The organism is Janthinobacterium sp. AD80, from assembly GCF_002878455.1.
Classification (GTDB): Bacteria; Pseudomonadota; Gammaproteobacteria; order Burkholderiales; family Burkholderiaceae_D; genus Janthinobacterium.
Window position 1 is genome coordinate 1 of sequence record NZ_NRDQ01000179.1, and the last position, 25,301, is coordinate 25,301.

General features: G+C 64.1%; 24 protein-coding genes. 5 read left to right on the forward strand and 19 right to left on the reverse strand.

What is annotated here, in order from left to right:
• The 3 genes from JaAD80_RS25265 to JaAD80_RS25275 all read left to right on the forward strand — a co-directional run.
• Positions 1-420: LysR substrate-binding domain-containing protein (locus JaAD80_RS25265; protein ID WP_374755282.1), on the forward strand; the 420-nt coding region annotated here is incomplete at its 5' end.
• 54 nt (positions 421-474) lie between these two features.
• Positions 475-1,005, forward strand: a complete 531-nt coding sequence (locus JaAD80_RS25270; RefSeq protein WP_102298656.1) for an isochorismatase family protein — start codon at positions 475-477, stop codon at positions 1,003-1,005.
• Positions 1,006-1,113: 108 nt separating this feature from the next.
• Positions 1,114-2,985 (forward strand): carboxypeptidase regulatory-like domain-containing protein, encoded by a 1,872-nt coding sequence (locus JaAD80_RS25275; protein WP_146012535.1) that lies wholly within the window; start codon positions 1,114-1,116, stop codon positions 2,983-2,985.
• A gap of 6 nt (positions 2,986-2,991) precedes the next feature.
• Here the strand turns inward: JaAD80_RS25275 and JaAD80_RS25280 are convergent, their stop codons facing one another.
• Both JaAD80_RS25280 and JaAD80_RS25285 read right to left on the reverse strand, forming a co-directional pair.
• Positions 2,992-4,155, reverse strand: coding sequence for a DUF1624 domain-containing protein (locus JaAD80_RS25280; RefSeq protein ID WP_102298659.1), 1,164 nt, complete (start codon positions 4,153-4,155; stop codon positions 2,992-2,994).
• 150 nt (positions 4,156-4,305) lie between these two features.
• Complete coding sequence (locus JaAD80_RS25285; protein WP_180979585.1) at positions 4,306-6,417, reverse strand: TonB-dependent siderophore receptor; 2,112 nt, start codon at positions 6,415-6,417, stop codon at positions 4,306-4,308.
• A 207-nt stretch (positions 6,418-6,624) separates the two neighbouring features.
• Between JaAD80_RS25285 and JaAD80_RS25290 the strand changes: the two genes are divergently transcribed.
• Entirely contained in the window at positions 6,625-6,975 is a 351-nt protein-coding gene (locus JaAD80_RS25290) for a tetratricopeptide repeat protein (RefSeq protein WP_102298661.1), read from the forward strand.
• 58 nt (positions 6,976-7,033) lie between these two features.
• On the opposite strand, the gene blaTHIN is transcribed toward JaAD80_RS25290, so the two are convergent.
• The 12 genes from blaTHIN to JaAD80_RS25350 form a co-directional block, all read right to left on the reverse strand.
• Entirely contained in the window at positions 7,034-7,984 is a 951-nt protein-coding gene (gene blaTHIN, locus JaAD80_RS25295) for a THIN family subclass B3 metallo-beta-lactamase (RefSeq protein WP_102298701.1), read from the reverse strand.
• A gap of 55 nt (positions 7,985-8,039) precedes the next feature.
• On the reverse strand, positions 8,040-8,855 hold the full coding sequence (locus JaAD80_RS25300; protein ID WP_308410644.1) for a serine hydrolase: 816 nt from the start codon (positions 8,853-8,855) through the stop codon (positions 8,040-8,042).
• A gap of 92 nt (positions 8,856-8,947) precedes the next feature.
• Positions 8,948-9,829, reverse strand: a complete 882-nt coding sequence (locus JaAD80_RS31675) for a M56 family metallopeptidase (protein ID WP_102298664.1) — start codon at positions 9,827-9,829, stop codon at positions 8,948-8,950.
• Entirely contained in the window at positions 9,826-10,230 is a 405-nt protein-coding gene (locus JaAD80_RS25310) for a BlaI/MecI/CopY family transcriptional regulator (RefSeq protein WP_102298666.1), read from the reverse strand. The genes JaAD80_RS31675 and JaAD80_RS25310 overlap by 4 nt, the downstream gene beginning before the upstream one ends.
• A 59-nt stretch (positions 10,231-10,289) precedes the next feature.
• Entirely contained in the window at positions 10,290-11,636 is a 1,347-nt protein-coding gene (locus tag JaAD80_RS25315; RefSeq protein ID WP_102298667.1) for a DUF3422 family protein, read from the reverse strand.
• 122 nt (positions 11,637-11,758) lie between these two features.
• Positions 11,759-12,967, reverse strand: a complete 1,209-nt coding sequence (locus tag JaAD80_RS25320; protein ID WP_102298669.1) for a multidrug effflux MFS transporter — start codon at positions 12,965-12,967, stop codon at positions 11,759-11,761.
• Positions 12,964-13,641: a CerR family C-terminal domain-containing protein gene (locus tag JaAD80_RS25325; protein ID WP_102298671.1), complete on the reverse strand. Its 678-nt coding sequence runs from the start codon at positions 13,639-13,641 to the stop codon at positions 12,964-12,966. Before JaAD80_RS25325 ends, JaAD80_RS25320 begins: the two co-directional genes overlap by 4 nt.
• Positions 13,642-13,762: 121 nt before the next feature.
• On the reverse strand, positions 13,763-14,233 hold the full coding sequence (locus tag JaAD80_RS25330; RefSeq protein ID WP_180979587.1) for a copper chaperone PCu(A)C: 471 nt from the start codon (positions 14,231-14,233) through the stop codon (positions 13,763-13,765).
• A gap of 21 nt (positions 14,234-14,254) precedes the next feature.
• Entirely contained in the window at positions 14,255-14,851 is a 597-nt protein-coding gene (locus tag JaAD80_RS25335; protein WP_258003171.1) for an SCO family protein, read from the reverse strand.
• 83 nt (positions 14,852-14,934) lie between these two features.
• Complete coding sequence (locus JaAD80_RS25340; protein ID WP_102298675.1) at positions 14,935-15,342, reverse strand: DUF2946 domain-containing protein; 408 nt, start codon at positions 15,340-15,342, stop codon at positions 14,935-14,937.
• Between the two features lie 24 nt (positions 15,343-15,366).
• Positions 15,367-16,017, reverse strand: coding sequence for a hypothetical protein (locus tag JaAD80_RS25345; protein WP_102298677.1), 651 nt, complete (start codon positions 16,015-16,017; stop codon positions 15,367-15,369).
• A 62-nt stretch (positions 16,018-16,079) separates the two neighbouring features.
• Positions 16,080-16,781, reverse strand: coding sequence for a Crp/Fnr family transcriptional regulator (locus tag JaAD80_RS25350; RefSeq protein WP_102298679.1), 702 nt, complete (start codon positions 16,779-16,781; stop codon positions 16,080-16,082).
• Between the two features lie 125 nt (positions 16,782-16,906).
• Here JaAD80_RS25350 and JaAD80_RS25355 point away from each other — a divergent pair, with 125 nt between their 5' ends.
• Positions 16,907-18,541 (forward strand): acyl-CoA synthetase, encoded by a 1,635-nt coding sequence (locus JaAD80_RS25355; protein ID WP_102298681.1) that lies wholly within the window; start codon positions 16,907-16,909, stop codon positions 18,539-18,541.
• A gap of 13 nt (positions 18,542-18,554) precedes the next feature.
• On the opposite strand, the gene JaAD80_RS25360 is transcribed toward JaAD80_RS25355, so the two are convergent.
• The 5 genes from JaAD80_RS25360 to JaAD80_RS25380 all read right to left on the reverse strand — a co-directional run bounded on the left by JaAD80_RS25360 (position 18,555) and on the right by JaAD80_RS25380 (position 25,219).
• Positions 18,555-19,964: an MFS transporter gene (locus JaAD80_RS25360; protein ID WP_258003172.1), complete on the reverse strand. Its 1,410-nt coding sequence runs from the start codon at positions 19,962-19,964 to the stop codon at positions 18,555-18,557.
• Positions 19,965-20,125: 161 nt separating this feature from the next.
• Positions 20,126-20,842, reverse strand: a complete 717-nt coding sequence (locus tag JaAD80_RS25365; RefSeq protein WP_102298684.1) for a ribonuclease — start codon at positions 20,840-20,842, stop codon at positions 20,126-20,128.
• Positions 20,843-21,039: 197 nt separating this feature from the next.
• A complete protein-coding gene (locus JaAD80_RS25370; RefSeq protein WP_102298686.1) occupies positions 21,040-22,140 on the reverse strand; it encodes a branched-chain amino acid aminotransferase in 1,101 nt (366 codons plus the stop codon).
• A gap of 115 nt (positions 22,141-22,255) precedes the next feature.
• A complete protein-coding gene (locus JaAD80_RS25375) occupies positions 22,256-22,753 on the reverse strand; it encodes a Fur family transcriptional regulator (protein WP_180979588.1) in 498 nt (165 codons plus the stop codon).
• A 132-nt stretch (positions 22,754-22,885) separates the two neighbouring features.
• The gene (locus tag JaAD80_RS25380) at positions 22,886-25,219 is read right to left on the reverse strand and encodes a TonB-dependent siderophore receptor (protein ID WP_102298690.1); all 2,334 of its coding nucleotides are present in this window, start codon (positions 25,217-25,219) and stop codon (positions 22,886-22,888) included.
• Between the last annotated feature and the right edge of the window lie 82 nt (positions 25,220-25,301).

The window sequence follows — 25,301 nt, forward strand, 5'->3', positions numbered from 1 at the left end:
CGCCACGCCCGCCTACCTGGCGCGCCATGCGCCGATCACGAGCCTGGCGCAACTGGCGCAGCACCCATCATCGGCTATGTGGACGACCTGGTCTTCAGCGCCGAGCTGCGCTACATGGACAACGTGGCGCCCGACTCGCTGCGTGCGTTCCGCAGCACCAGCGTGATTGCCCAGTACCACGCGGCGCGCGCGGGCCAGGCGCTGGCGATCCTGCCCTGCTTCGTGGCGCAGCAGTCGAACGAACTGGTGCCCGTGCTCGATGGCGACATTGACCTCGTGCGCTCGTTCTGGATGATCTCGCCCAGCGAGCGGCGCAACATCGCCCGGGTCAGCGCCCTGTGGAATTACCTGCGCAGCGCCATCGAGCTGAATCACGCCTACCTGATGGGCGAGACGGCCACGCCCAGCTGGCCAGCTTGAGCCAACCGCGGCGCGCTACACTGTCGCCACCTACATACTAATAAGGAGAACGCCATGCTGATGGATGCGAACCAGGCCGTACTGGTCATTGTCGACCTGCAAGGCCGCCTGATGCCGGCCATCCACGACGCCGGCCTGGTCCTGGCACAGAACCTGCGCCTGGCCAGGATTGCCCGCCTGCTCGACGTGCCCGTGCTGGGCACGGAACAGAATCGCCAGGGGCTGGGACCGAACGTGGAAGAGATCGCCGCACTGTGCGAACAGACCCTGCACAAGACGCATTTCGGCGCCTGTTTCGATGGCTTGCAGCAGATACTGCCCGCCGGGCGCAGACAGGTCGTCGTCACCGGTTGCGAAGCGCATGTGTGCATGCTGCAGACAGCCGTCGGCCTGCTGCAGCTCGGGTATGAAGTCATCATCGCCATCGACGCCGTCGGCTCGCGCCAGGCCGCCAGCCGCGACGCTGCCCTGGCACGGCTGGGCAAGCTCGGTGCCCATCTGGTGACGGTGGAGATGCTGGCCTTCGAATGGCTGCGCGACTGCAAGCACCCACGTTTCCGCGAGGTACTGGCGCTGATCAAATAGCCGGCCCGCCTTTAATCCAGATCAAATCCGTCCGTCAGTCTTTTGCTAGCTTGGTAACAGCGCCGCCATTCCGGGCGGTGCTGCTGTCCAATCATGCTGGAGACCACCATGGCCTATATCTTGCGGGGCAAGCTGTGCGGCTTGATCTGTGCCGAGTGTCCTGAACCGATGTCGCACGTCATCGTGCGCCTGTACCGGCCACGCGAGACGCAAAACGTCACGGCCCTGGCGGTGGCCAGCGCCAAGGAAACCTTTGCCATCCTGACCGACGAGGAAGTGCAGGCGAAGGCGCCCTTCCTGCTGGCCGAAGCACGCACGGATGAGGACGGCAACTACGGCTACACCCTGGATGACAATTATCAGGGCGAAGCCGTCGAGGTGGACGTGCTGTGCCCGACCGTTCCCCATTTGAAGCCGGGGCCGAAAGATCCCGTGCCGCTGCAGTTCTCCATCACCACCATCCAGCCCCGCTGGCGCCAGGCCGAGAACGATTTCCTTGCCGTCTGGGACTATTGCCTGCCGCAGCGCTTCTGGTGCCTGGTGCGCGCCCGCTTCGGCGCCTGGACCATCTGCGGCCGCCTGCGCACCTGCGATGCGCCGCAAGCGCCGATCGCCGGCGCCACCGTGCGCGCGTTCGACGCCGACTGGCTGCAGGACGATGCGCTAGGTGTTGCGGTGACGGATGCCAGCGGGCGCTTCCGCATTGATTACCTGAGTTCGGACTTCACCTTGACGCCTTTCTCTCCGTTCATCAACGTGGAGTTCGCCAGCGGCCCCGACGTATATTTCACGGCGCAGCTGGGCAGCGTGCCCATCCTGTCGGAAACGCAGGCCAACGGGCGCCAGCCGGGGCGCGAAAACGTGGGCCACTGTTTCTGCGTCGAACTGTGCTCGAAAGAAGTCTTGCCGCCCGACGTGGAAGGCGTGCCGCACTGGCAGCAGGTGGAAATCTTCGACATCCACCCGTTTCCGTCGCTGGCCGGCTTTTCCGCGCAAGGCTATGCGGGCGGCCCCGGCGCTTCCTATGTGTTCGCCGGCGGCGTCACCTTGAAGGGCAATTGTCCGCTGCGCAACAGCGCCATTCCTGCCCATCCGCTCGAATACCGTTTCCTCATCGGCGAATGGACCTGGTCCGGCGGCAGCGACGACCCGACGGCCATCCCCTCGGTCGCGCCCGCCAGCCTGGCGCCGCTGACGCAGCTCCTCGGTACGCACGTCGGCTATGTGTTTTACACGAACGGCCTGGGCCTGGGCGACTCGGCGCCCGTCATCATCGATACGGGCGATGTGAAACCGGGCGGCTGGATACGGGTCGATGGCAAGCCCGTCACGGTGGACATGCGCGACGGCACGACGGCGATCGTCAACGTGGCGCCCGGCATCTTCCTGCGCACCTTCGATTTGCTCACCGTCAACACGCCCGCCATCACCAGCCTGCATCCGGCCAAGCTGCCGGGCGGCTTGCCCATCCTCGATGCGGGCCGCAGCCTGACGGCGGCCGAGAGCGAACCCATACGCCGCTACCGCCTGGGCTTTGAAGTACGCGATGGCACCAGCCTGGCGCTGGTAGCCACGGACGGGCTCGACTCCATCGTCTTTGACAACTCCCCCGTCATCGTGGCGCTGGACCTGGAAGAGTTGCGCAGCAATGCCTGCAACCCCATCGCGGGCGGCCTCGTGCATATCCTGTACACCATCGACCATCCGCATCTGCGCTTTTTCAATATCACCATTTCCAACAACAACGGCATCACGCACCCGCCGCCGCCACTGCCGGCCGCCAGCTTCACGCCACCGCCGCCGCCCAGCAACTACCTGTTCCGCGGCGGCGCGGGCGGTCCTCACCTTTCAGGCAACAATGGCGGCTTCCCCGTCAACGTGGCGCTCGACCCGCCCTGCGCCTACCGGGTGGCCATCGGTTGGCAGACGCGGCATTACCTGGCGTCGCCGCATAGCATTGATCGCCTCTACTGCAAGTAGGCAAACTCAGAAGTAGCGCACCCAGGCCTGCTTCGACGTGCGCTTGTAGTTGGCAAACGCGCGGCATGGGTAGTACAGCACGGGTATCAGGGCCAGCGCGATTAGCCACACCTGCCAGACGTGCTCGACGCCATAACGGTCGCCATGGTTGGCACCCAGCACGGCCGTCACGGCGATGCGGATGGCCAGCAGCAGATACAGGTGCAGCAGATAATAAAACATGGGCGCGCCGCCAAAGGTGGCGCAAGCCCGCGTGAACCAGTTATCGACGTTTTCCAGCCAGGCCATGCCCAGCAGCCCCAGGCCCAGCGTGAACAGCAAAAAGTCCAGCGACGGCGGATACTTGGTGAAGTTCAGCACGCTCATGGCCGTGCGCACGGCCGTGTCGCCCGCCAGCCACGGCAAGGTTTCACCGTAGAGATTGAAGCCTCGCAGCACGGCCAGCAGCAGCAAGCCGCCGCCGCCCAGCGCCAGCAGCAGACGGCGGCGCTCCTCCGGCGAACGGCTGCGCGCATACAGGGGGCCGGCCACATAGCCGAGCACGATCACGCCTATCCATGGCAGCAGCGGATAACTGACCTTGATCTTCATGGCGCCGTCCGCCACCAGGTAACCGCGTTGCAGCAGCACCGTCAGCACGTAATACGCAAAGCTGCCCTCTTGCGCGCGCAGGTCGGTCAACAGATGCTGGCCGGCGATAATCGCCACGCCCAGCACGGCCAGCACTTTCAACGGCAACTTGTGCAGCACGGCCAGCGCCATCATGGCCAGGCCGATGACCCAGATCACCTGCAGATACAGGATCGCGGGCGTGAAGGTACCCATCCAGGCGAAGTTGACGAAGACCAGTTCCAGCACCACCAGCAGCAAGCCACGCTTGAACAGAAAGCCGCTGGCACTGCGCGGGCCGGCCGCCGGATGCGCATACAGCCAGGCTGACAGCCCCGTCAAAAAGACAAACATGGGCGCGCACACATGGGCTGCCAGGCGCGTGAAGAACAGGGCCGGATCGACATGGGCCGCATCCATGGGGTCGCCCACCTGGTGGTGCAGAAAGAACGTTTCGCGCACATGGTCGAACAGCATGATCAGCATGACGAGGCCGCGCATGACGTCGATGACGGCGATGCGGGTGCGCAGGGTGGCGGGGGAAGTCGGGGAAACAGTCATTGGTTGATGTAAACACTTTAGTGAGTCGACAGTATTATTTCAACCCACAGGCAAAAACTGGGGTCAGTTCCTTCGGAATCGGAATATGCCCCATTGGGGCATATTCCCCCGGCGGGTCTGACCCCGGCACTTGGCTGTTGGGTGATTAAATCAAAACCTGTAATGCGCATTCAAGGTCACCGTGCGCTCCGCTCCCGGCGCTACCCACAGCTGGCTGTAGGAACTCGCATAGTAGCTGCGATTGAACAGGTTTTCCACGTTCACGGCCAGGCGCAGTTTCGCATTCGGCGAGTAGGACGCCAGCAGCCTGGCCGTCGTGTAGGCCGGCAGGGTAAAGCTGCTGCTGGCGGCGACGTCGCCCTTGCGCTCGCCCACGTATTGCACGCCGCCGCCCACGCTGGCCGTGCCCGTGGCCAGCGCGAATTGCTGCGTGGCCAGCAGGTTGGCGCCGTGGCGCGGCACGTTGGCGAAGCGGCTGCCCGTGACGATCGTGTTATCGCCGCGCGTGACGGTGGCGTCCGTGTAGGCGTAGGCGCCCGAGACGCGCAGGCCGCGCGCCAGCTCGCCCGACACGTCCAGCTCCAGTCCACGGCTGCCCACCTGGCCCGCCGCGATGGCGAAATCCGTGTTGGCGGGATTGGTCGTCAGCACATTGCTCTTGCGGATGTCGTACACGGCCACGGTGCCCGTCAGCTTGCCCGTGTCCAGCTTCGCGCCCAGTTCATACGCGCGGCTGCGCTCCGCCGGGAAGGCCTGGTTGTCGATGCTGATGCCGCTGTTGGGGCGAAAACCTTTCGCCGCGCTCGCATACAGCGACCAGGCTTTCGACGGCTGGTAGACGAGGCCCGCGCGCGGGCTGGTGGCCGACAGCGACTGGCGGTTGCTCACGTGCAGGCGGTTATTCATCACGTCCTGCGTATAGCTATCGTGGCGCACGCCCACCAGCGCCTTCCACCGCGGCCCCAGGTCTACCTGGTCCTGCGCATACAGTCCCCGCGCCCTTTGTCCTTCCTGCGTATCGATGGACAGGGCCAGCGGAGCGGCCTGGCCGCCATACACGGGATTGAAAATGTCGATGGCATAGGCATTCGCGGCCGAGGGATTGCGGCGCAGCTGCACCCGGTGGTCATCGAAGTGATAGGCGTCCACGCCCAGCAGCATCTCGTGCGCCAGCGCGCCCGTCCTGAACTTGCCCAGCACCTCCACGCGGGCGGAGACGTCGGTGGCCGAGAAATCGCGGTGGCGCCGCTGGCGACGCAAGGTGCGGCCATCGGCCAGCAAGTTGTTCGCCTCCGTCGAATACCCCGTCAATTCACTGTCGCGGTAGGAAGCGCCCGCCTGCAGCGTCCAGTCGTCGGACAGCGCATGGTGGAGGAACAGCTGCTGTCCCAGCGACTTGACCGTCATGGGACCATCGCCCGGTTCGCCCAGGAAGCGCGAGACGGGAACGACGCCGAGCTTGCCATTGACGGCGACGACGCCACGGTCGAACGGCGCGCGCTGTTGCACGGCCTCGATTTCATACGATACGCTCGTGTGCTCGCCCACCAGCCAGATGAACGAGGGCGAGAACAGGCTGCGCTCGACTTTCACCGTGTCGCGGAAGCTGTGGCCCTCTTCGTGGGCGGCGTTCAGGCGGTAGGCGATGGTCTCGCTCAGCGGTCCCGTCAGGTCGGCGGCGGCGCGCCGCGCATGGAAGCTGCCGAGCGACACATCGGCGCTGTATTCAGGCGCGAACTTCGGCTTTTTCGTCGTGATGTTGACGGTGCCGCCCGGCTCGCCCCGGCCATACAGGGCCGAGGCCGGGCCTTTCAGCACTTCCACATTCTGCGTGTTGCCCGCGTCGCGCATGCCGTTGTAGCCGCGGCTGGAACTGAAGCCGTTGACCATGTAGTCGGAACCGAAATTCGGGTCGCCCGTGAAGCCGCGCATGGCGTAGCTGTCCCACAGGCCGCCGAGCGGACTTTGCTTCGAGATGCCGCTGGCCAGGTCCAGCGCGCCGGCCAGGGTCGTCACGCCCGCGTCGCGCAGCAGGTCGCCCGTCAGCACGCGCACGCTCTGCGGCAAATCCATCAGCAGCGCATCCGTCTTGGTGGCGCCCGTCGCCGACAGGCTGCGGTAATGCTGGCGCTCGGCCTTGACGGTGACGACATCGCGGGCCTCGCCAGCATCGTCAACGGCAACGGCGGGGTCGAAGGCCAGCGCCAGGGGACTGGCGGCGGCCAGCAAAAGCGCCACGGGGCGGCGTGAAAACACGGACATGGGATTCCTGACAAGGGCAAATCAATGCAATAAGCTTGCATTATAAATGATAATGCATTCTCATTAAAAGGCTTGTTGAAAAATACTCCGGCAATACCTGTGCCTTGGCCTGGCAATGCGCGACGCGTCCCGGCGCACGCCGCCTTGTTTCCCGACGACGCAGGGATTAATATGCAAGTATCGACTTGTATATTAATGGAGGCGTGCATGCGTACACAACTGGAAAAACTGCTGGCGTCGGGCCGCGACAACGCCCTGCTGCGCTTTGGCCTGGGCGACGCCTGCCTGAAGGAAAATGATGCAGAGCAAGCCGTCGTCCACCTGACACAGGCTACCACGCAGCAGCCCGGCTATTCGGCCGCCTGGAAGCTGCTGGGCAAGGCACTGCGGCAGCTGGAACGGCTGGAAGAAGCCGAAGCCGCCTGGACGGCGGGCGCGGCAGTGGCACAGCGGCAAGGCGACATGCAGGCCGCCAGGGAAATGGCGGTATTTCTGAAGCGCCTGCAAAAAGCCCGGGCAGGCCAGGCCATACAGCCCGCGGCCATGCCCGGAACGTAGCGCCTGCTGCAGCGCGCCTGATGCAGCCAGCTTAGGCAGGCAGCTTGGTGCAGCCAGCCTAGTGCGCGTGCTGGGCAGCCGGGGCCGCCGCAGGCAGGGCCACGCCGCGCTCCTTCGCCAGCCGTTTCGTCAGCATGGCGTCCGCCGTGGCCGCATAGGCGCGGCAGGCGTTCGCGTCGATGAAGGGATTGTGTTCGCCGCTGCGCTTGGCCGCCTTGTCCAGCACGCCCGTCGAATCGGGATGCACGGAAAGAATGATGTCGCACGGCAGGGCCGCCACCTTGGCGATGCTGGCGGCAAACGAGGCCGAGATATCGGGGCCGCCCCCTTTGCCCGTGTACGTAAAGTCGCCGCTGGAATACGGATTCAGGCTGTCGGCATACACCACGTCCAGGCAGCGCTGCCCTTCGCACGAGGTCCAGGTCCAGGTGGTGGCGCCTGGCGTGTGGCCTGGCGTCATGTGCGCCGTCAGGTTCAACGGCCCCAGCTTGATGGAATCGCCCTCGCCCACCACCTTGACCTTCTCCACCTTTGCCACATGCACGACAGGCTTGGCCTGGAATTGCGGATCATCCTTGCCGTTGGTGCCGCTTTGCAATCCCAGGGCGCCCGAGGCGCTGGCCACCACGGTGGCGCCGCTGGCGCGCTGCAGCGCGGCGATGCCGCCCGCGTGATCCCAATGCGCGTGGGAATTGAGGATGAATTTCACATCCTCGATGCGGAAACCCAGCGCCGCGATGTTCGCGATGATCAGAGGCGCCGATTGCGGCAGCGCGCCGTCGAGCAGGACGTGGCCTTGCGGGCTGGTCACCAGCACGGCGGACAAGCCGGCCGTGCCCACATACCAGGTATTGCCAAATACGTTGAACGGTGTGACTTCCCCGTTCCACGCCTTGCAGCTGTCGCAATCGACAGGGGTATCCGGCTTGGGCGCCGGTGTCTTTGCCTGCACGGTAGCCGCCGACATGGTCGCAACCGTCGCCAGCATCAACTTCGCCAATAGTGTCATCTTCATCTCCAGAGTGTAAAAAAAAAGGCGGCCGCGGCGCGGCGCGCCAGGGGGATCAGTACATGCGGGCCGTCCTGCCGGCCAGGGTGTCGCGGATATTGCCCGCGTCGAGCGAGCGCCGCTGCGCGCCGTCGGCGTCCAGCAGCACCACGGTGACGTTCTTGCCGCCGCTGCGCATGCGCATGCTCAGGCAGCTGCCAGCCTCGTGGCTGCTGCCGGTTTTCGACAGCACGATGTCCCAGCCCTTGCCGCCCACCAGCGGGTTGGTATTGCGCAAGGTACGCGTCTTGCCGTTGACGGCCACGCTGGCCTGCGGGTGGCTGGTGATGCGGGCGATGTCCGGATAGCGCGCGGCGGCGGCCACGATCTTCGCCACTTCCGTGGCCGTCGAGGTATTGCCCGGCGAGCTGCCGACAGGCTCGCGCAAATGGGTTCGCGTCAGGCCCAGGCTGTGGATCTTTGCTTGCAGCGCCTGCACAAAGGCGTCGTGGCCGCCAGGATAGGTGCGCGCCAGCGCGGCAGCGGCGCGGTTTTCGGATGGCAGCAGCGCCAGCTGCAGCAAGGCCCCGCGCGACACGGCCGCGCCATCGGCCAGCAGGCTGTCGCGCTGCATCGAAGACGCGCCATCGGCACGCACGATGCGCAGCTGTTCCTGCGGATCGAGTCCCGCGTCGAGCACCACCATGGCCGTCATCAGCTTGGTGATGGAAGCGATCGGCACCACGGCGTCCGCGTCTTTCGCCATCAATACCTGGCCCGTGCTGTCGTCGAAGACCAACATGTGTTTGGCGCTCACGGGCAAGTCCAGCATGGCGGCCGTGGCCTCGGCCAGCGTCGCCGCGCCGACGGCCGGCTTGCCCTGCGTCTGCATGAACAAGGTGGCGCCCGCCAGCAGCAAGGCGGGCACGGCCAGTTTCCAGCCGCTGGCGGCGGGGGCTGGCGCCACCAGGCTGCGGATGCGCGTCAGCAACGCGCCGCCCCGGGCCGACAGCAGCAAGCCAGACTGGGCTGCTTCCTGTGCATGCGGGGCCCCAGGCAACGATGCCTGCAAGGACAGGGCGTGCAGCGCGCTGGCCAGCTGCTGCGGATCGTGCAGCGCTTGCGCGGCCAGCGCGTCGGCCACTTGTTCCCGTTCGCCCGCATGCGGGCCGACAGCCACCAGACAACGGGGTGGAAGAACAGCAGCGCCTCGGCGACGCTTTGCAGCAGGTTGACCAGGTAATCCCAGCGCCGCACATGGGCCAGTTCATGCGCCAGCAAGGCTTCGACCAGGGCCACAGGCATGCCGCTCAGCAAGGCCACGGGCAACAGCACCACGGGACGCCAGAATCCCACGGTCACGGGACTGGACAAGCCCGCATGCAGCTTGAGCGGCAGCGCCTTGCGCAAGCCCATGCGCTGTGCCAGGGCATCGAGGCGCGCCTGCCAGATGGCCGGTGCCGCCACCGCCTGGCGGCGCAGCTTGCCGACCCAGGCCAGGCCCAGGCACAGGCGCAAGCTCATCAGGCCGACGCCGGCGCTCCAGGCCAGCACCAGGGCCGGCAGCCAGGCATCAATGGCGGCGCGCCAGGCGGGCAGCGGCGTGGACGAGGATGGCGGGACAGGAGCGTCGCCCAGCAGCAGGGCCAGCAGATGCGCGGCGGGGATTGCCAGGCACAGCAGCAAGGCCAGCGCGCACAGCGCATAGCGCCAGCGCGCCGCGGCGCCGCGCAGCAGCCACAGGCCGGCTGCGGATACGGCGCCAACCAGCAGCCCTTGCCAGACAAAATACAGCAGCACCCAGCCCAGCGCGGGCAGCAGCAGGTGCAGGTGCAGGTGCAGGGTTGAAATGGTGGGCAGGCTCATGGCTTGCCTGCGCCCTTGTCATCGCTTTCACGGCGCAGGATTTTTTCAATGTCGGCGCGCTCCGCATCGCTCACGTGCTCGCGCAGCGCAGCCAGCACCAGCGCCTTGCCGGAACCGGAAAATACCTTGCCGATCAAATCCTTGAGCAAGCTGGTTTGCAGTTTTTCCTGCGCCTCGACGGCAGCGTACAGCTGGGGACGCTGGCTTTCATCACGGCTCAGCAATCCTTTGCCATGCATGAGCTGCAACTGCCGCAGCACGGTGGCGTAACTGGCGTCTGCACGTTCCGCCGCCAGGGCTTCGTACACGGCACGGGCGTCGGCGGGACCGCGCTGCCACAGGATGCGCAGCAGGTCCAGTTCGGCGGCCGTGGGATGGGGAGTGGGAATATTTTTTAACATGACGCTAGAATACCCATTCTAGAACGTCATGTCTAGAACTTTTTTTCTAGTCGCCCGGTTCAATCCGCGTGCAACTTGTGGTGCATGCGGCGCAAGCCCAGCCACACGCCGGCAGCCACGAACGGCACCAGCGCGCCGACGAGGATTTCCGGATTCACGGGCAGCCCCATCACCTTGGCCGCCTTGCCCGTGTAGCTGAACAGGCCGATCACGTAATACGAGATCGCCGCCACTGACAAGCCTTCCACCGCCTGCTGCAGGCGCAGCTGCTGCGCCGCGCGGGCGTTCATCGATTGCAGGATTTGCCGGTTCTGCAATTCCTGCACGATGCCCACGCGCGTGCGCAGCAAGTCATTCGTGTTGGCGATGCGCTGCGCCATGGCTTCCTGGCGGCTGGCCATCGCTTCACAGGTGTTCATGGCCGGCGTCAGGCGGCGGTCCATGAATTCCTCGACCGTGGGAATGCCTTCGATGCGCTCCTCGCGCAGTTCCTCGATGCGCGCCTTGACGAGGCCCATGTAGGCTTTCGAGGCGGAAAAACGGTAGCTATTGTCGAGCGACAGCTTTTCAATGCGGGCCGCCAGGCGCGTGATGCGGTCAAGCAAGGTTTGCTCGGCAACGCCGTCATCGGCCTTGCCGGTGCCGGGCGCGTCGTCCGTGTCGACCATGGCGGCGGCCAGGGTCGCCAGTTCAGTCTCGATGGCATTGAGCGATGGCGCCGCCTGCATGGCGTACGGCAAGCCCAATAAAGCCATCATGCGGTAGGTTTCAATTTCCAGCACGCGCTGCACCAATCGGCCCGACTGCTGCGAACGCATGCCCGCGTCGCGGATGACGAAACGGCTGAAGCCATCGGACTGGATGGTGAAATCCGTCCACAACTCACCGCCCTGCAGCACCTTGCTGCCGGCCAGGGTATTGCCCTCGAACACGCGCGAGAGGCCTTGCATGAAAATTTCGGCAGGTTCCGTTGCCTGCTCCAGCACCACGTGCGCGGCCACCATCAGCTTGCCCTTCAAGCTTGCCAGCCACTGCTGCGGCAATTGTTCCAAAGGCATGCGCTCGAACGCCTGCGCCAAAGGCAAGGCGGCGCCAGGATGTTCGGCAAAGGTAAACGTGGCAAATTCCGTGTGGCATTCCCATTTCAGGCGGAAGCGGCCAAAGTCGTAATAAAAATACTTGGCTTCGGTGCTAGGCGGCGTGACGCCGAAATGCGTGCACAGCGCCGCCAGCGTGGCGTGCTGGGCCGACATATTCGATGCGCCGTTCGCCCCGGCGTCATCGCGGTAGACGGCCAGATGGGTGATCAGCTCGGGGGCGTCGAGCTGCAAAAATGGCCGCGAGTGGATTTCCGCAGCCAGCGGCACGCGCAAGGCGTGGTTCAAACTGGAGTTAATCAAGTGCATGATAGCCAAAGGTAAAGTTGCAAAACTGCTTAGACCCGCGCGCGTGCCGTGGCGTCCGCCGCACGGGTCTGATTGTCACAGTGTAACAAAGCAGGAAGCATGCCCACCAGTAATGGCTGCGCTCATGCCGCGTTGGCAACCTTCGAAACGGCCTGGGCCACGCCCTGGCGCGTGCCCAGCCACCAGAACAGGCTGGCCAGCACAACGGCCGACGCTTGGCCCAGGGCCAGCTTGAAGGCGCTGTCGAACAGCAGTGGTGCGACAAAACCGGACACCAGCGCAAACAGCACCATCTGCACGAAATTCTGCAGCGAGGCAGCCAGGCCGCGCATCTGCGGAAAAATATCCAGGGTCGACATGGTCATGCCCGGCAGGGCCAGCGACATGCCGAACGCATACAGCATCACGGGCACGACGGCGAACGGGATGCTGGCGGCAAACCAGTGGTTGTACGCCATGTTCAGCGCACCCGTGGCGGCCATGGCCAGCAAGCCCCAGCGCACCAGCACGGTGCTCTTGACCGTGTGGGCCAGCTTGCCGGACAGTGCAGAGCCCAGCACCAGCCCCGCCACCATGGGAATGAACATCCAGCCAAACGCCGTTTCCGGCAAGCGCAGCAGCTCCAGGATGAAATGCGGCGCCGACGCGATGTACAGGGCAAAGCCGCCGAAGGCAAAGGCCACGGCAAGCGAGCGCAGCAGGAACGCCCGGTGGCGCAGCGCCTGCCAGTAGTTGCGGCCGATCGTGCCCGGGTGGAACGGCTGGCGTTGCTCGACAGCTAAACTTTCCGGCAAACCTTTCAAGCAGGCCAGCAACAGCAGCACCGTGACGCCAAACGTAAAGACGAAGGTCGATTGCCAGCCGTAGGCCACGTGCAGCCAGCCGCCGATGACGGGGGCGATGGCGGGCGCGATGCCGAACACCATCATGATGTTGGCCAGCATCTTTTGCGCGGCCGCGCCCGACAGGCTGTCGCGCACGATGGCTTGTCCGATCACCCTGCCCGCACCGGCCGACGCGCCCTGCATGCCGCGGAAAAACAGCAGCCAGCCAAAGCTGGGCGCAAAGGCGGCGCCGATCGAACCCACGGCAAAGATCAGCAGCGAGGCGAGAATGACGGGACGGCGGCCGAACGAATCGGACAAGGTGCCGTAGAACAAGGTCATGAAGGCGTAGGCGGCCAGGTAGACGCTGAGGGTCTGCTGCACCAGCACGCTGCTGACATCGAAATGCGTGCCAATCGCGGGAAACGATGGCAGGAAGGTATCCGTGGCGAACGGGCCCAGCATGGACAGGCCGGCCAGCACCAGGGTCAGCTTACGCGCCTTCATGCGCTCACCTGTACATCGTCATGCTGGCGGCGCAAGCCGTCGAGGGCCGCCAGGGAAAAGGCGGCGATATGCTGCGCGATGCTGGCGATGCCTGCCTCGTCATAGGTAATTTCCGGCACCACCAGTTCATGCACGATACGCGAACGGGCATAGAACACGACCTGGCCGATCACGCTGAACACGCATTTCTGCACCACCGGCGCCGGCACTGCCGGGCCTACCACGCCACGCACCAGGCCCGTGAACAGCGCGTGCTGCGGGCGCACATTACGTTCGGCCAGCTTGTGGATGGCGGCCGTCGGCTCGATCAGTTCGCGCGCCACCAGGCGGCTGAACAGCGATGCGTGGCCCGCGCGCAGCATGTCAAACACCAGCGCTTCGATGGCCAGGCGCAACTGCTGCTCGGGCGGCAACTGTGCCTGCGCGCTGGCGGCAGCCACCTCGGCGGCCGAGGCGCGTGCCAGTTCGCGCGCATAGTCGAAGGCGGCCAGGTGCAGCTCTTCCTTGCTATGAAAGTAATAATTGACCATCGCCACGTTGACCCTTGCCGCCTCGCAAATCTTGCGCACGGAAGTGGCCTTGTAGCCGTCGTCGGCAAACAGGCCCGCCGCCACTTGCAGGATGCGCGCGCGGGCCGGTTCCGTTTCCTTGTCGTTCCTAGGTTCTTCTGTCATGCCATTCCCATTTTTTAAACAGCTGTTTAATATTGTACGGAATTATATCAAACAGCTGTTTAATTTTCAGCCGGACACAAAAAAGCCCGGCGTACCGGGCTTTCGTGCAGCATGCCGGCGATCAGTGTTTCATGGCTGGCATCGGGGCTTGCGTGGCACCCAGCGGACGGCCCACGGCGTTGACTTCGATGGTTTCGCGGTGCTTGTCCTCGCCTTCCAGCACCAGGGTCAGCGGGATCTTGTCGCCCGCTTTGACCTGGCCCTTCAAGTCCAGCAGCATGACGTGGTAGCCGCCAGGTTTCAGCTCTACGGCTTTGCCGGCCGGCAAGGCGATTTCCTTGACCTGGCGCATGCGCATCATATTGTCCGCCATGCTCATTTCATGGATTTCCGCCACGCCCGCGACGGACGAGCGCACTTCCAGCAAACGCATGGCTTTCGGCGCCGTGATCTGCATGAAGGCGCCCGTGGCCTTTTGCTGCGGCACGGTGGCGCGCACCCATGGATCGGTGATTTGCACGCCGCTTTGGGCGGCGGCGGAGAACGACAGTACGGCCAGGGCCGTGGCCAGCAGGGTTTTCAGATGGGTCATGGTCATTCCTTCCAGAGATTGTTATAAGGTGTATTTCGATTTCATCAAGGTCTTGATGTCCTGCACGCACTCGTCGCCCGTCATCTGGTGCTTCAAGCCCAGGCGCATGCGTCCCTGCGGATCGATCACATAGCTGATGGCCGTGTGGTCCATGGTGTAGGAACTGCCGCTGGGCACGCGGCGGTAGAAGACCTTGTAGTTGAAGGCCGTCTGCGCCGTGTTTTTCGGGTCCGTGCGCAAGCCGAGGAAGCTGGGATCGAAGGCGCGCATGTATTCGCCCAGCAACTCGGGCGTATCGCGCTCGGGGTCGATGCTGATGAAGATCACTTGCAGCTTGTCGGCATCGGCGCCCAGCTTCTGGCGGATTTCCAGCGCACGCGACAGTGCCGTCGGGCACACGTCCGGGCATTGCGTGAAGCCGAAGAAGACCATCACATACTTGCCCTTGAAGTCGGCCAGGGTATACACCTTGCCGTCGGGGCCGCTCAAGCTGAAATCGGGCTTGTAATCGCCGCCCGTCAGGTCGAGGCCGTTGTAATGGGGTTTCGGTGCTGGCTCGCAAGCGGCAAGCGTCAGCAATCCCGCCGTGCCGGCGAGAAGAAAAAGACGACGTTTCATGGTAGTTCCGGCCCAATGGGCGTAGTTGAGACAAGTGTGGACGTAGATTGGCTACCGCAGGACGGCAGGCAGGACAGCTGGAATCAAGCCAGGGACGGCGGGCCGCGCGGGCTGGCGCCAAGCCAGGCAAACTGCGCTTGCGGCGCCTGGTAAAACAGCGGTGGGTAGGCATCGTGGCCCGTGACAACGGCCAGCGGCGCGGACAGCGGTGGCGGCAAGCCCGCGCTGCCCGCATGGTTCATGCAAAACGGGCAATGCTCGATGTGGTGCAGCACGGAATCGGTGGTGGATTTGGCCGTCTTGAAGGCGGATGCCAGGTCGGCTTGCGTGTACACGGCGCCGCTGGCAGAGCAGATTTCGATGGGCGCACCGTTGGCGTTCGCGTGCAGGGAGGCAAACGCATACGACAGGGATGGCGACAGCGCATTGAGCAGTATCGCCAGGCAGGCGAACCACATATGCCACTGTTTGCGCTTCAAAAATTGTCCCATGCCCACGATTATAGCGGAGTATGGCTATCCGGGCGCGGCGCTGGAGACGCGGGCGGACACGCCGCCTTGCCCGCGCAGGAACAGGCTGGGGCGCACGCCGGCCACGTCCACGCAGGCATCGCAAAACGCGGGAATCGAGGCGAAACCGGAGCCGGCCGCCACTTGCGCCAGGTCGCGCGCCGTACCGCCCTCACCTTCGCCCTCGTCTTCTCCCTCACCTTCGCCGCCGGCCTGCGCGGCCGTGTGCAGCGCGTGCGCCAGCCGCTGTTCGCGTACCAGGCTCAGCAAAGCTTCGCCTTCCGCAAACAGCCGCGCCCGCGCCTTGTGCGGCGTCACCTGCCACAGGGCGGCCAGGCGCGCCGCCGTCCACTTGCCTTGCGGCGAGTGAAAGATATGCTGGGCCAGCGCCTGGCTCCAGCGCTTGCCGCCGCCATGGCACTCCGGCGTTTCCTCCGCTTCCAGCGCCAGGGTGAACACGGCAGGCTTGCCGCGTCCCGGCATCACGTCGCAAGCGAAACGCAAGAACGCGGGCACGACGAAGCTGTCGCCGCTGCCGAGTTTCTTGGTGGTGATTTCATTATGCAGGGTAACAAATCCCTGGCGCACGGTCACGCGCAGCCTGAGCGGAAAGCGCAAGCCCAGCAAGTGCAAGGGATGGTCGGAAACGAGTGCCATGCGTCAAGTCAATGTCATGAACCAGGCGCCAGCATGCCACACATCGTGCAAGCCGTCTGTCATCACAGCGACGCCACGCCGTAGCGGCGCAAGCCGCCGAGGTCTACCACGCGGATGGACTGGTAGGCGATATTGATCAGGTTCAGCTCGGCCAGCCGGCCCAGCGCCAGGTTCACGCGCTGGCGCGAGATGCCCGTCAGCATGCCGATCTCTTCCTGCGACAGCTCAAGCACGCGGGACGTGCGCGGATATAACATCGGGTGGAACAGTTGCGCGATCGCCTGCGCCACTTGCGCGTCGACGGCCAGCAGGCGCTGGTTCTGGATGGTGGCGATGAATTGCCCCATGCGCTCGTTCAGCTGGCGGATCACGAAGGCATTGAAGGAGAGGCTTTCCGCCAGCAGCAGATGAAACAGCTCCACCGGCACGAGGATGATATCGGAAGCGCGAACGGCCACCACGTCGTAGCGGCGCAATTCGCGCTTGAGCACGCTTCCCTCGCCGCACCAGCCGCCGGCCGGCACGCCGGAAAACGTGGCGCCGCGCCCATCGGCGTTGTAGACAGCCAGCTTGATCAAGCCCGTGTGCACGCCGATCCAGTGCTGCGACGGCTCGCCGCGCCGCGTAATGAAGGCGCCCGCCTCGACATGCCGGATCACGCTGCCGCCACGCAACAGGGCCTGATGCCCGCTGTCGAGGGCCGTGAACCACTCGTGGCTGTCGAGTTCAGGCACCGCACGGTCTACACTATCGCTGCTATCCATTCCATCCTTCAGTTTCACACCGCAGCTGTCACTAAGATGACAGTGATTTTCCAGCGCCGGTGCTATGCTAAGCCCTATCAATCCCGAAACAGGGAGCTACCAGATTCTTTTACCAGGAGACAAGCATGACAGCTGATTTCAACACCGGCCTCGGCAAAAACAGCGCCAACTACGCGGCCCTGACCCCGCTCGACTATATCGCCAGGGCAGCCGCAGTATATGGCAATCGCCTGGCAATTGCACATGGCGCCGTGCGCCAGAGCTGGCGCGAGACATATGCGCGCACGCGGCGCCTGGCCTCCGGCCTCGTCAAGCTGGGCGTGGGCACGGGCGACACGGTGGCCGTGATGCTGCCGAACACGCCCGCCATGGTGGAAGCGAGCTTTGGCGTACCCATGGCCGGCGCCGTGCTCAATGCCCTGAATATCCGCCTCGACCTGGCCTCGCTGACCTTCATGCTGCGCCATGGCCAGGCGAAAGTCTTGCTGGCCGACACGGAATTCGCGGAACTGGCGCGCCAGATGGCGGCGCAGATTCCCGGCTTGCGCGTGATCCAGGTCAACGATGTGCTGGGCCCGGAAGTGGAAGCCTTCGCCGAGCTCGACTATGAAGCCTTGCTGGCCAGCGGCGACCCCGAGTATGACTGGCAGCCGCCCGCCGATGAATGGGATGCCATCGCCCTCAACTACACGTCCGGCACCACGGGCGATCCGAAAGGCGTGGTCTACCACCACCGTGGCGCGGCCTTGAACGCCCTGTCGAACATCCTGGAATGGGACATGCCCAAGCATGCCGTGTATCTGTGGACCTTGCCCATGTTCCACTGCAACGGCTGGTGCTTCCCGTGGACGGTTGCCGCGCGCGCGGGCGTGAACGTGTGCCTGCGCAAGTTCGAACCCAAGCTGGTGTTCGACCTGATGCGTGAACTGCGCATCACCCATTATTGCGCCGCACCCATCGTCCATGCGGCCCTGGCCAATGCGCCCGCCAACTGGCGCGAAGGAATCGACTGGACCGTGCGCGGCATGGTGGCCGGCGCGCCGCCGCCAGCGGCCATGGTGGCGAAGATCGAAGCCATGGGTTTCGACTTGATCCACTCGTATGGCTTGACGGAAGTGTATGGCCCGGCCGCCATTTGCGCCGAGCAGGATGAATGGGCCGCGCTGTCGCAGGAAGAGCGCGCCGTTTTAAAGTCGCGCCAGGGTGTGCGCTACCATCTGCAAAGCGCCGTGGCCGTGCTCGATCCGGACACCATGCAGCCGGTGGCGGCCGACGGCGAACAGATCGGTGAGATCATGTTCCGTGGCAACATCTGCATGAAGGGCTATCTGAAAAATGAAAAGGCCACGCAGGAAGCGTTCGCGGGCGGCTGGTTCCACACGGGCGACCTGGGCGTGATGTATCCGGACGGCTATATCAAGCTGAAGGACCGCAGCAAGGACATCATCATCTCCGGCGGCGAGAACATTTCCAGCGTGGAAGTGGAAGACGCGCTATACCACCATCCGCAAGTGCTGGCCGCCGCCGTCATCGCCCAGCCCGATGAAAAATGGGGCGAAACGCCATGCGCGTTTGTGGAATTGCGCGAAGGCGGCACGGTGACGGAAGCGGAGCTGATCGCCTTTTGCAAGAACAACCTGGCCGGATTCAAGGTGCCGAAAGCCATTTATTTCGGCCCCCTGCCCCGCACGTCGACAGGCAAGATCCAGAAGTTCGAACTGCGCAAGCGCATGCAGTCCGACAAGGCCATCGACGTCTGACGGCCGCGATCGCTCAGTCGCGCTTGCCGGCAAGCCACGCCGGCTGCACCACCACCAGGCGCGAGAAGCTGGCAACGCTGGCCACGGCGGCAAACCCTGCTGCCAGGCACAGCGCAAACGTCGTGCCCCGGGTGGCGGAGACCGTGAAGCAATAGGCGACCAGCGCCGCGCCTGTGGCCTGGCCGATCAGGCGCGAAGTGGCCACCACGCCGCTGGCGCCGCCGGCCCGCTCGGGCGGCGCGCTGCCCATGATGGCTTTCAGGTTGGGCGCCTGGAAAAAGCCGAAGCCGATGCCGCACACGGCCATGCGCCAGCCGATGTCAAAGGCGCTGGGCTGCGCCGGTATCCATACCAGGGTCAGCAAGCCGCCAGCCAGCGCCGCCAGGCCGATGCCGCCCAGCACGCCTGGGGAATAACGGTCGCTCAACCGTCCGGCCACGGGCGCCATCACGGCCACCAGCACGGCCCATGGCGTCATCAAAAATCCCGTCTCCACGGGCGAGCGGCCCAATGTCACTTCAAAATAGAACGGCAAAGACACGAAGGCCAGGCCCTGCGCGGCAAACGTGCAGATGGCCGTCAGCGAGGACAGCAGGAACAGCGGGCGACGGAACAGGTCGACGGGCAGCATGGGCGCCGCATGCCCCGCCTGGCGGCGCAGCAGCAGGATAAAGAAGACCGCCACGGCCAGCAGTTCCGGCAGCAAGGTCGACAGTGACGCGTGATGGGCGGCGTCGCCAAACAGCAGGATCAGCAGGCCGAAGGCGCCCACGTTGTACAGCGCCGTGCGCGCGTCGAGCGTGTGGCCGGACAGCCTGGTGGCCGGCAGCATGCGGCTGGCCAGGAAGAAGCCAAGCACGCCCAGCGGCACGTTGATGGCGAACAGCCACGGCCATGACGCCGTCGCCAGGATCAGGGAAGCGGCCGTGGGACCGATGGCGAACGCGACGGCCACCACCAGCGCATTGTTGCCAAACGCGCGGCCCAGCAGATGCTTGGGATACAGCGCGCGCAGCAGCGCCGTATTGACGCTCATCATGGCACTGGCGCCGACACCCTGGAACAGGCGCGCCACCACCAGCGACGGCAAGGACCAGGCCAGCGCGCACGCCAGCGAGGCCAGGGTAAACAGGAACATGCCGGAGATGAACACGCGGCGGTAGCCAACGATTTCGCCGAGGGCGGAAAACGGCAGCAAGCTTGCCACCATGGCCAGCTGGTACACATTCACGATCCAGACGGAAGCGGCCGGGGTGGTATGCAGCTCGCTGGCGATGGCTGGCAAGGCCGTGTTGGCGATCGCCGTATCGAGCGAAGCCATGCCCACGCCGATGGCCAGCGACAGCATGGCCCACAAACGGGCATTGGGCGGCAAGCCGTCCTCGCCCACGAGGAAGGGCTGCGCCCTGTTTTGCTTGAACATCATCTATCCGATACGAATGCCATGCCGCGCCGCCGGCAACGCCTGCGCCGGGCATCTTCTTGTTGGTACTGCCAGCAATATGGCCGCAGGCAACACACTAGCATGGATGAACGCAGTCTGCCGGCAGCCGGCCGGTCTGTTATCGGATGACTACGGGAACGTTATTTCTTGCAATCGATGACCTTGAAGTCCTTCGAGTAGCAGATGCGCAATTCGCCCGAGTGCTTTTCATAGCCGAGCCAGCGGCCTTTCAGCTGCGGGTTGTGCTGCTTCATCCACTGGAACAGTTCGTTCTTTGGCATGGTGGTGTCAGGCAACTTCAAGGCCTGGAACAGTTCGCGTTCCTTCTCGAAATACTGCTTGGCCGTGTCGAAGTCGCAGGCGCCATGTTTTTCCCACTCGCCCTGCAGCAAGGCTTCGCCCGGCTGCATGCACATATACGGCAGGATGTCCGACGGCGCCAGTTTCGGCAAATTGCCCTTGCAGTAGCGCGGATGCAAGTCCGTCTTGCGCGGCGGCGTCACGGAAATGTCTTCGCAGGTGGCCGGGTTGTCCGACTGCGCCCACAAGCCATGCACGATCCAGCCGAAGTGATTGCTCTCGGCGCACTGGAAGGCGGCCTTCTTCGACACTTCGCCACGGCGGCGCTGGCTGTCGCAAAAGCCCGGCGACCACGACAGCGCCAGCATGAAATGATCGGTGGGCACGTTGGTGCTTTGCTTGTAACAGGTGTTTTTCTCGTCCGACGGTTTCACGTCGTAATCGACGTAGCTGACGTTGCGGGGAATGGCGCAGCTGGCGTCGGCCGCGTGGGCGGCGCTGGCGGACAGGCTGAGGAAAACGGCGGCCAGCGCGGGCAAGACAGTTCGGAATTGCATCAGGTTTCCCTTTCAGAATATAAAACGCCGGCAACACAGTGCCGGCGCAATCAGAGCGAAAACATCAGTCACGACACCTGACAAAAGCGTAGCGAGCGGCAGTGATTTGTGGCCGAGAAGCGCAACCGTACTGTAGTACGGTGAGCATCGCCGGCCGCAAAGCGCGACGCGCAGCAGGTTTGGTCAGGTGACATTTATCAGCAGACCTTGTGCATCCAGCCATGCGTATCGGCCGCCGTGCCATGCTGCAAGCCCAGCAGCGCTTCGCGCAGGGCCAGGGTGACGGCGCCGTTTTCATTGTTGTTGATGGTCATTTCAAAGCCGTTGGCCTTGGCCACGCCCACCGGGGTGATGACGGCGGCCGTGCCGCAGGCGAACACTTCGGTCATGCGGCCCGAGGCGATGTCGTCGCGCCATTGCTGGACGGACAATTTACGCTCTTCCGTCGCATAGCCAAGGTCTTTCGCCATTTCCAGCAGGCTGCGGCGGGTAATGCCTGGCAACAGGGTGCCCGTCAATTCCGGCGTCACGACGGTGATCTTTTCGCCATCCTTGTAGACGAAGAACAGATTCATGCCGCCCATTTCTTCGATGAATTCGCGGTGCACGGCGTCCAGCCAGACGACCTGGTCGCAGCCCTTTTCCTGTGCTTGCGACTGGGCCATCAGGCTGGCCGCGTAATTGCCCGCGCACTTGGCTTCACCGGTGCCGCCTGGCGCGGCACGCACGAAGTCTTCGCTGATCCACACGGTGACAGGCTTCACGCCTTTCGGGAAGTAGGCGCCAGCCGGCGAGGCGAACAGCACGAACAGGTATTCTTCCGACGGACGCACGCCCAGGTAAGGGTCGGTGGCGATCATCAGCGGACGCATGTACAGGCTCTCGCCCGTGTTCTTCGGCACCCAGTTGCGGTCTTGCGCGATCAGCGCGTCGCCCGCTTCCAGGAACAGCTCGACAGGAATGGCCGGCATGGCCAGGCGCGCGGCGCTGCGGTTGAAGCGCTCGGCATTTTGTTCCGGACGGAACGTCTTGATGCTGCCATCCGGCTGGGCAAACGCCTTATAGCCTTCGAAGATGGCCTGGCCGTAGTGCAGCGACGAAGCGGACGGGTCCAGCATCAGCGGGCCGTAAGCTTTCAGTTCGCCTTGCTGCCACTTGCCGTCGCGGTAAGGAATCACCACCATGTGGTCGGTGAAGATGCGGCCAAACGCCGGGTTGACCATGCGCGCGGCGCGTTCGCTATCGGACAAGGGGTGGGCGGATGGGGTGACGACAAGATTCGGTGTGGAGGTGGTCATGGCAGCAAGAGACAAGTGGAGAGTAAAGAGGTGCCCTATTGTAGCGCCTAATCCGCCAGGCGAGGAGTGCAAGCGCCCGCCTCTGCTGTTGCAGCGCAGCAAGCCAACGTCTGCGTCAGCCGGGGCGCAAGCCCTTGCCCCGCCCTGCCTGCGCTTCCCCAGAGCAATGGCTGCAGCGCATTTGCACGGAAATCACGTGGGCGCCAATTTCCATGCCGTAGGTGGCCGCCGCCTGGCGCAACTGCTCCACCAGCGGCGCGTCCTGCACCAGCACGCTGCGTTCGCAGACCCGGCACACGAGATAGCAGCTGTCCGCCTCGACCAGGTCGGGCTTGATCAAATAGCGGGCCTTGTTGCCGCTGGCGCTGGCATCGCGCTCGCGCAGCAGCAAGCCCGCCCCTTCCATTTCCTTCAGCACGCGGTAGATCGTGCCCAGGCTCACGGACATGCCGATGTGCAGCAGTTGCTGATAAATGCTGTCCGCATTCATCGCCTGCCGCTGCGTGCCGGCCAGCACCTGCAGGATGCAGATGCGCGCGCTCGTCGGGCGCAGGCGCACGACGCGCAGGCGTTCGAACACGCGGCCATTGTCCTGCGGGTGAATGTCTTGCATGGAATGCTCCGCTTCTGCGTTCTGCTCTACTGACATTGCCAAGCGAGAAGCTCAAAAGGGAACCGCAAAATGAAAAAAAGCGCCGTTTCAGTCACTGAAACGGCGCCTTGCACTACATCAACTTGAAAAACATCAGAACTTCATGTTGGCCGTCAGGGTCGCCGAGCGGCCTGGTGCGACGCCGGCGTAATGCGGCGACGACACCTTGTCGAAGTACAGCTTGTTCGTCAGGTTCTGGATGTTCAGCTGCAGGGTCACGTTACGGCTGAGTACATAGCTGGCCATGGCGTCGAAGCGGGTGTAGGCCGGCGCATACTTGTTGTTGGCCACGTTCGCGTAGACTTTATCGACATAGTTCACGCCGCCGCCGATGGTGATGGCAGGCGTCACCAGGTAGGAGGTCCACAGCGATGCGCTGTTTTTCGGCGTGGTCGGGAACTGGTTGCCGTTGTACGGCGACGGCGCGTATTGCGTCACGCCATTGACGACGCCGTTCGTCACGTAGCCATTGTTTTCCACGATGGCGTTCAGGTGCGTGTAGCCGCCGAAGACCGACCATTCGCGGGTGATGTTGCCGCTCACGCCCAGTTCGATACCCTTGACTTGCTTGTCGCCCACGTTCTGCGTGCTGCCATCGGGTGCCGTCACGCGCGCATTGCTCATGTCGCTCTGGAAATAAGCACCGCTCAGTGACAAACGGCCGCCTGGCAATACTTCCCATTTCGTGCCCAGCTCGAAGCTCTTGCTTTCTTGCGGCTTGAGGTTCTGGATGGCCACCGACAGGCCGTCGAAGCCGTCGCCGCCGTCATTGCCCGGCGGCGTGGACGAGGTGCCGTAGGAAACATACACGCTGCTGTTGGTCGATGGCTTGTACACCAGCCCCGCCTGGTAGCTGGCGAACGTGGCGTGCACGTTGGCGCTGGTGGCGGCGGTGGTCTTGCCGTCGAGCGTATATTGCGGCGTGTTCAGGGAGCTCTTGTAGTCATCCCAGCGGATGCCCACGTTGAGCAGCCATTGCGGCGTGAATTCCAAGGTGTCGAAAGCGTACACGGAACGCGTGTTGGTGACCACGTTGGTGCGTGCCGGCGACACCGAGCGCGTGTAGACCCATGGGTCGTTGGCGTTCGGGTTGAGCAGCGGCGCGCAGTTGTAGCCGGTGGCGGCGCCCGACGTCGGGCAGGCGGTGGTGCCGGTCAGCAGGTTGTTCGTGCCCGGCTTGAAAAGGTACGAACTGCGGTCCGTTTCCTCGCGGCTGATTTCCATGCCCAGCGTGTAGGTATGCTTGACCGTGCCGCTCATGAATTCACCGCCCAGGCTGGTGGCGTTGGCCAGCGCGTCCGTGTCGGTGACGCGGGTGTTGGCGCGGCGCCAGACGGTGCCGTACAGCATGGTGTTGCCTTTGGAATCGTCGGGCTGGGTCCACACGTAGTCGTTGCTGGTCTTGCCGTAGCGCGTCACGTTGCGCAGCACCAGTTTGTTGCCGAAGTCGTGGCGCACGTCGATGGTGCCGATATCGCTCTGCGTGTCGCGGAAATCGCGGTTCACCAGGCCATAGAAGGTATCGCGCGGCACGTTGACGGGCGTGCCGTTGCCGTTTTTCGACACGTTGGCACCGGACGAGAACGGGTTGTTGAACGGCAAGCCGGTATCCGGCAACTCGCTAGCCTGCATGTGGTAGTAGCTGAGGGTCGCCTGCGTGGCGGACTTCAGGCCGAAGGTGATCGATGGCGCGATGCCCCAGCGGTCGCCATTGATGAAGTCGCGGCCGGCAACGTGGGCGTCGTGCGCCATCACGTTCAGGCGCACGGCCACGTCATCGCTGATGACACGGTTCACGTCGGCCGTGGCGCGGCGGTACTTGGCGCTGCCCAGGCCCACGGTGGCGTTGCTGAAGTTGTCGGCTTTGGGCGTCTTGCTGATCAGGTTGACACCGCCACCTGCGGACGAACGTCCGCCGTAGGCCGAGTTCGGACCCTTGACGACTTCGATTTGTTCCAGCGCAAAGATCTCACGCGATTGCGAACCCGTGTCGCGGATGCCATCGATATACGTATCCGTTTGCGCGTTGTAGCCACGAATAAACAGATTGTCGCCCACAGGGTTGCCGCCTTCGCCGGCGCCGATGGTAATGCCCGGCACGGTGCGCAGCGCATCCGTCAGCGAGACGGCGCCCGTTTGCGAAATGATCTCGGCGGGAATCACGGTGACGGATTTCGGCGTGTCCAGCAGCGGTGCCGTCAGCTTGTCGTTGGCCGATTTGACCGGCGCCTGGATCAGGCGCTCGGCCGTGCCGACGACCTTAACTTCCTGCAATTGCTGCGGCTTGTCCGTCGTTTGCGCGTGCAGCGCCAGCGGCATGGCCAGGGTGGCAAACGCGGCCAGTGCCGTGCCATGCAGGCGCGGCGTGGAAGTGGTGTGGTGCTTGCGGCTGCGGATGGTGACGCCCGCTGTGTCTTTCGATGTCATTGCTATCTTTCAATCTATCGGATGGATTAAATATGGCTGGCTCATTGATTGCCTGGTACTGCAAACTTGGTACTGCAAATTT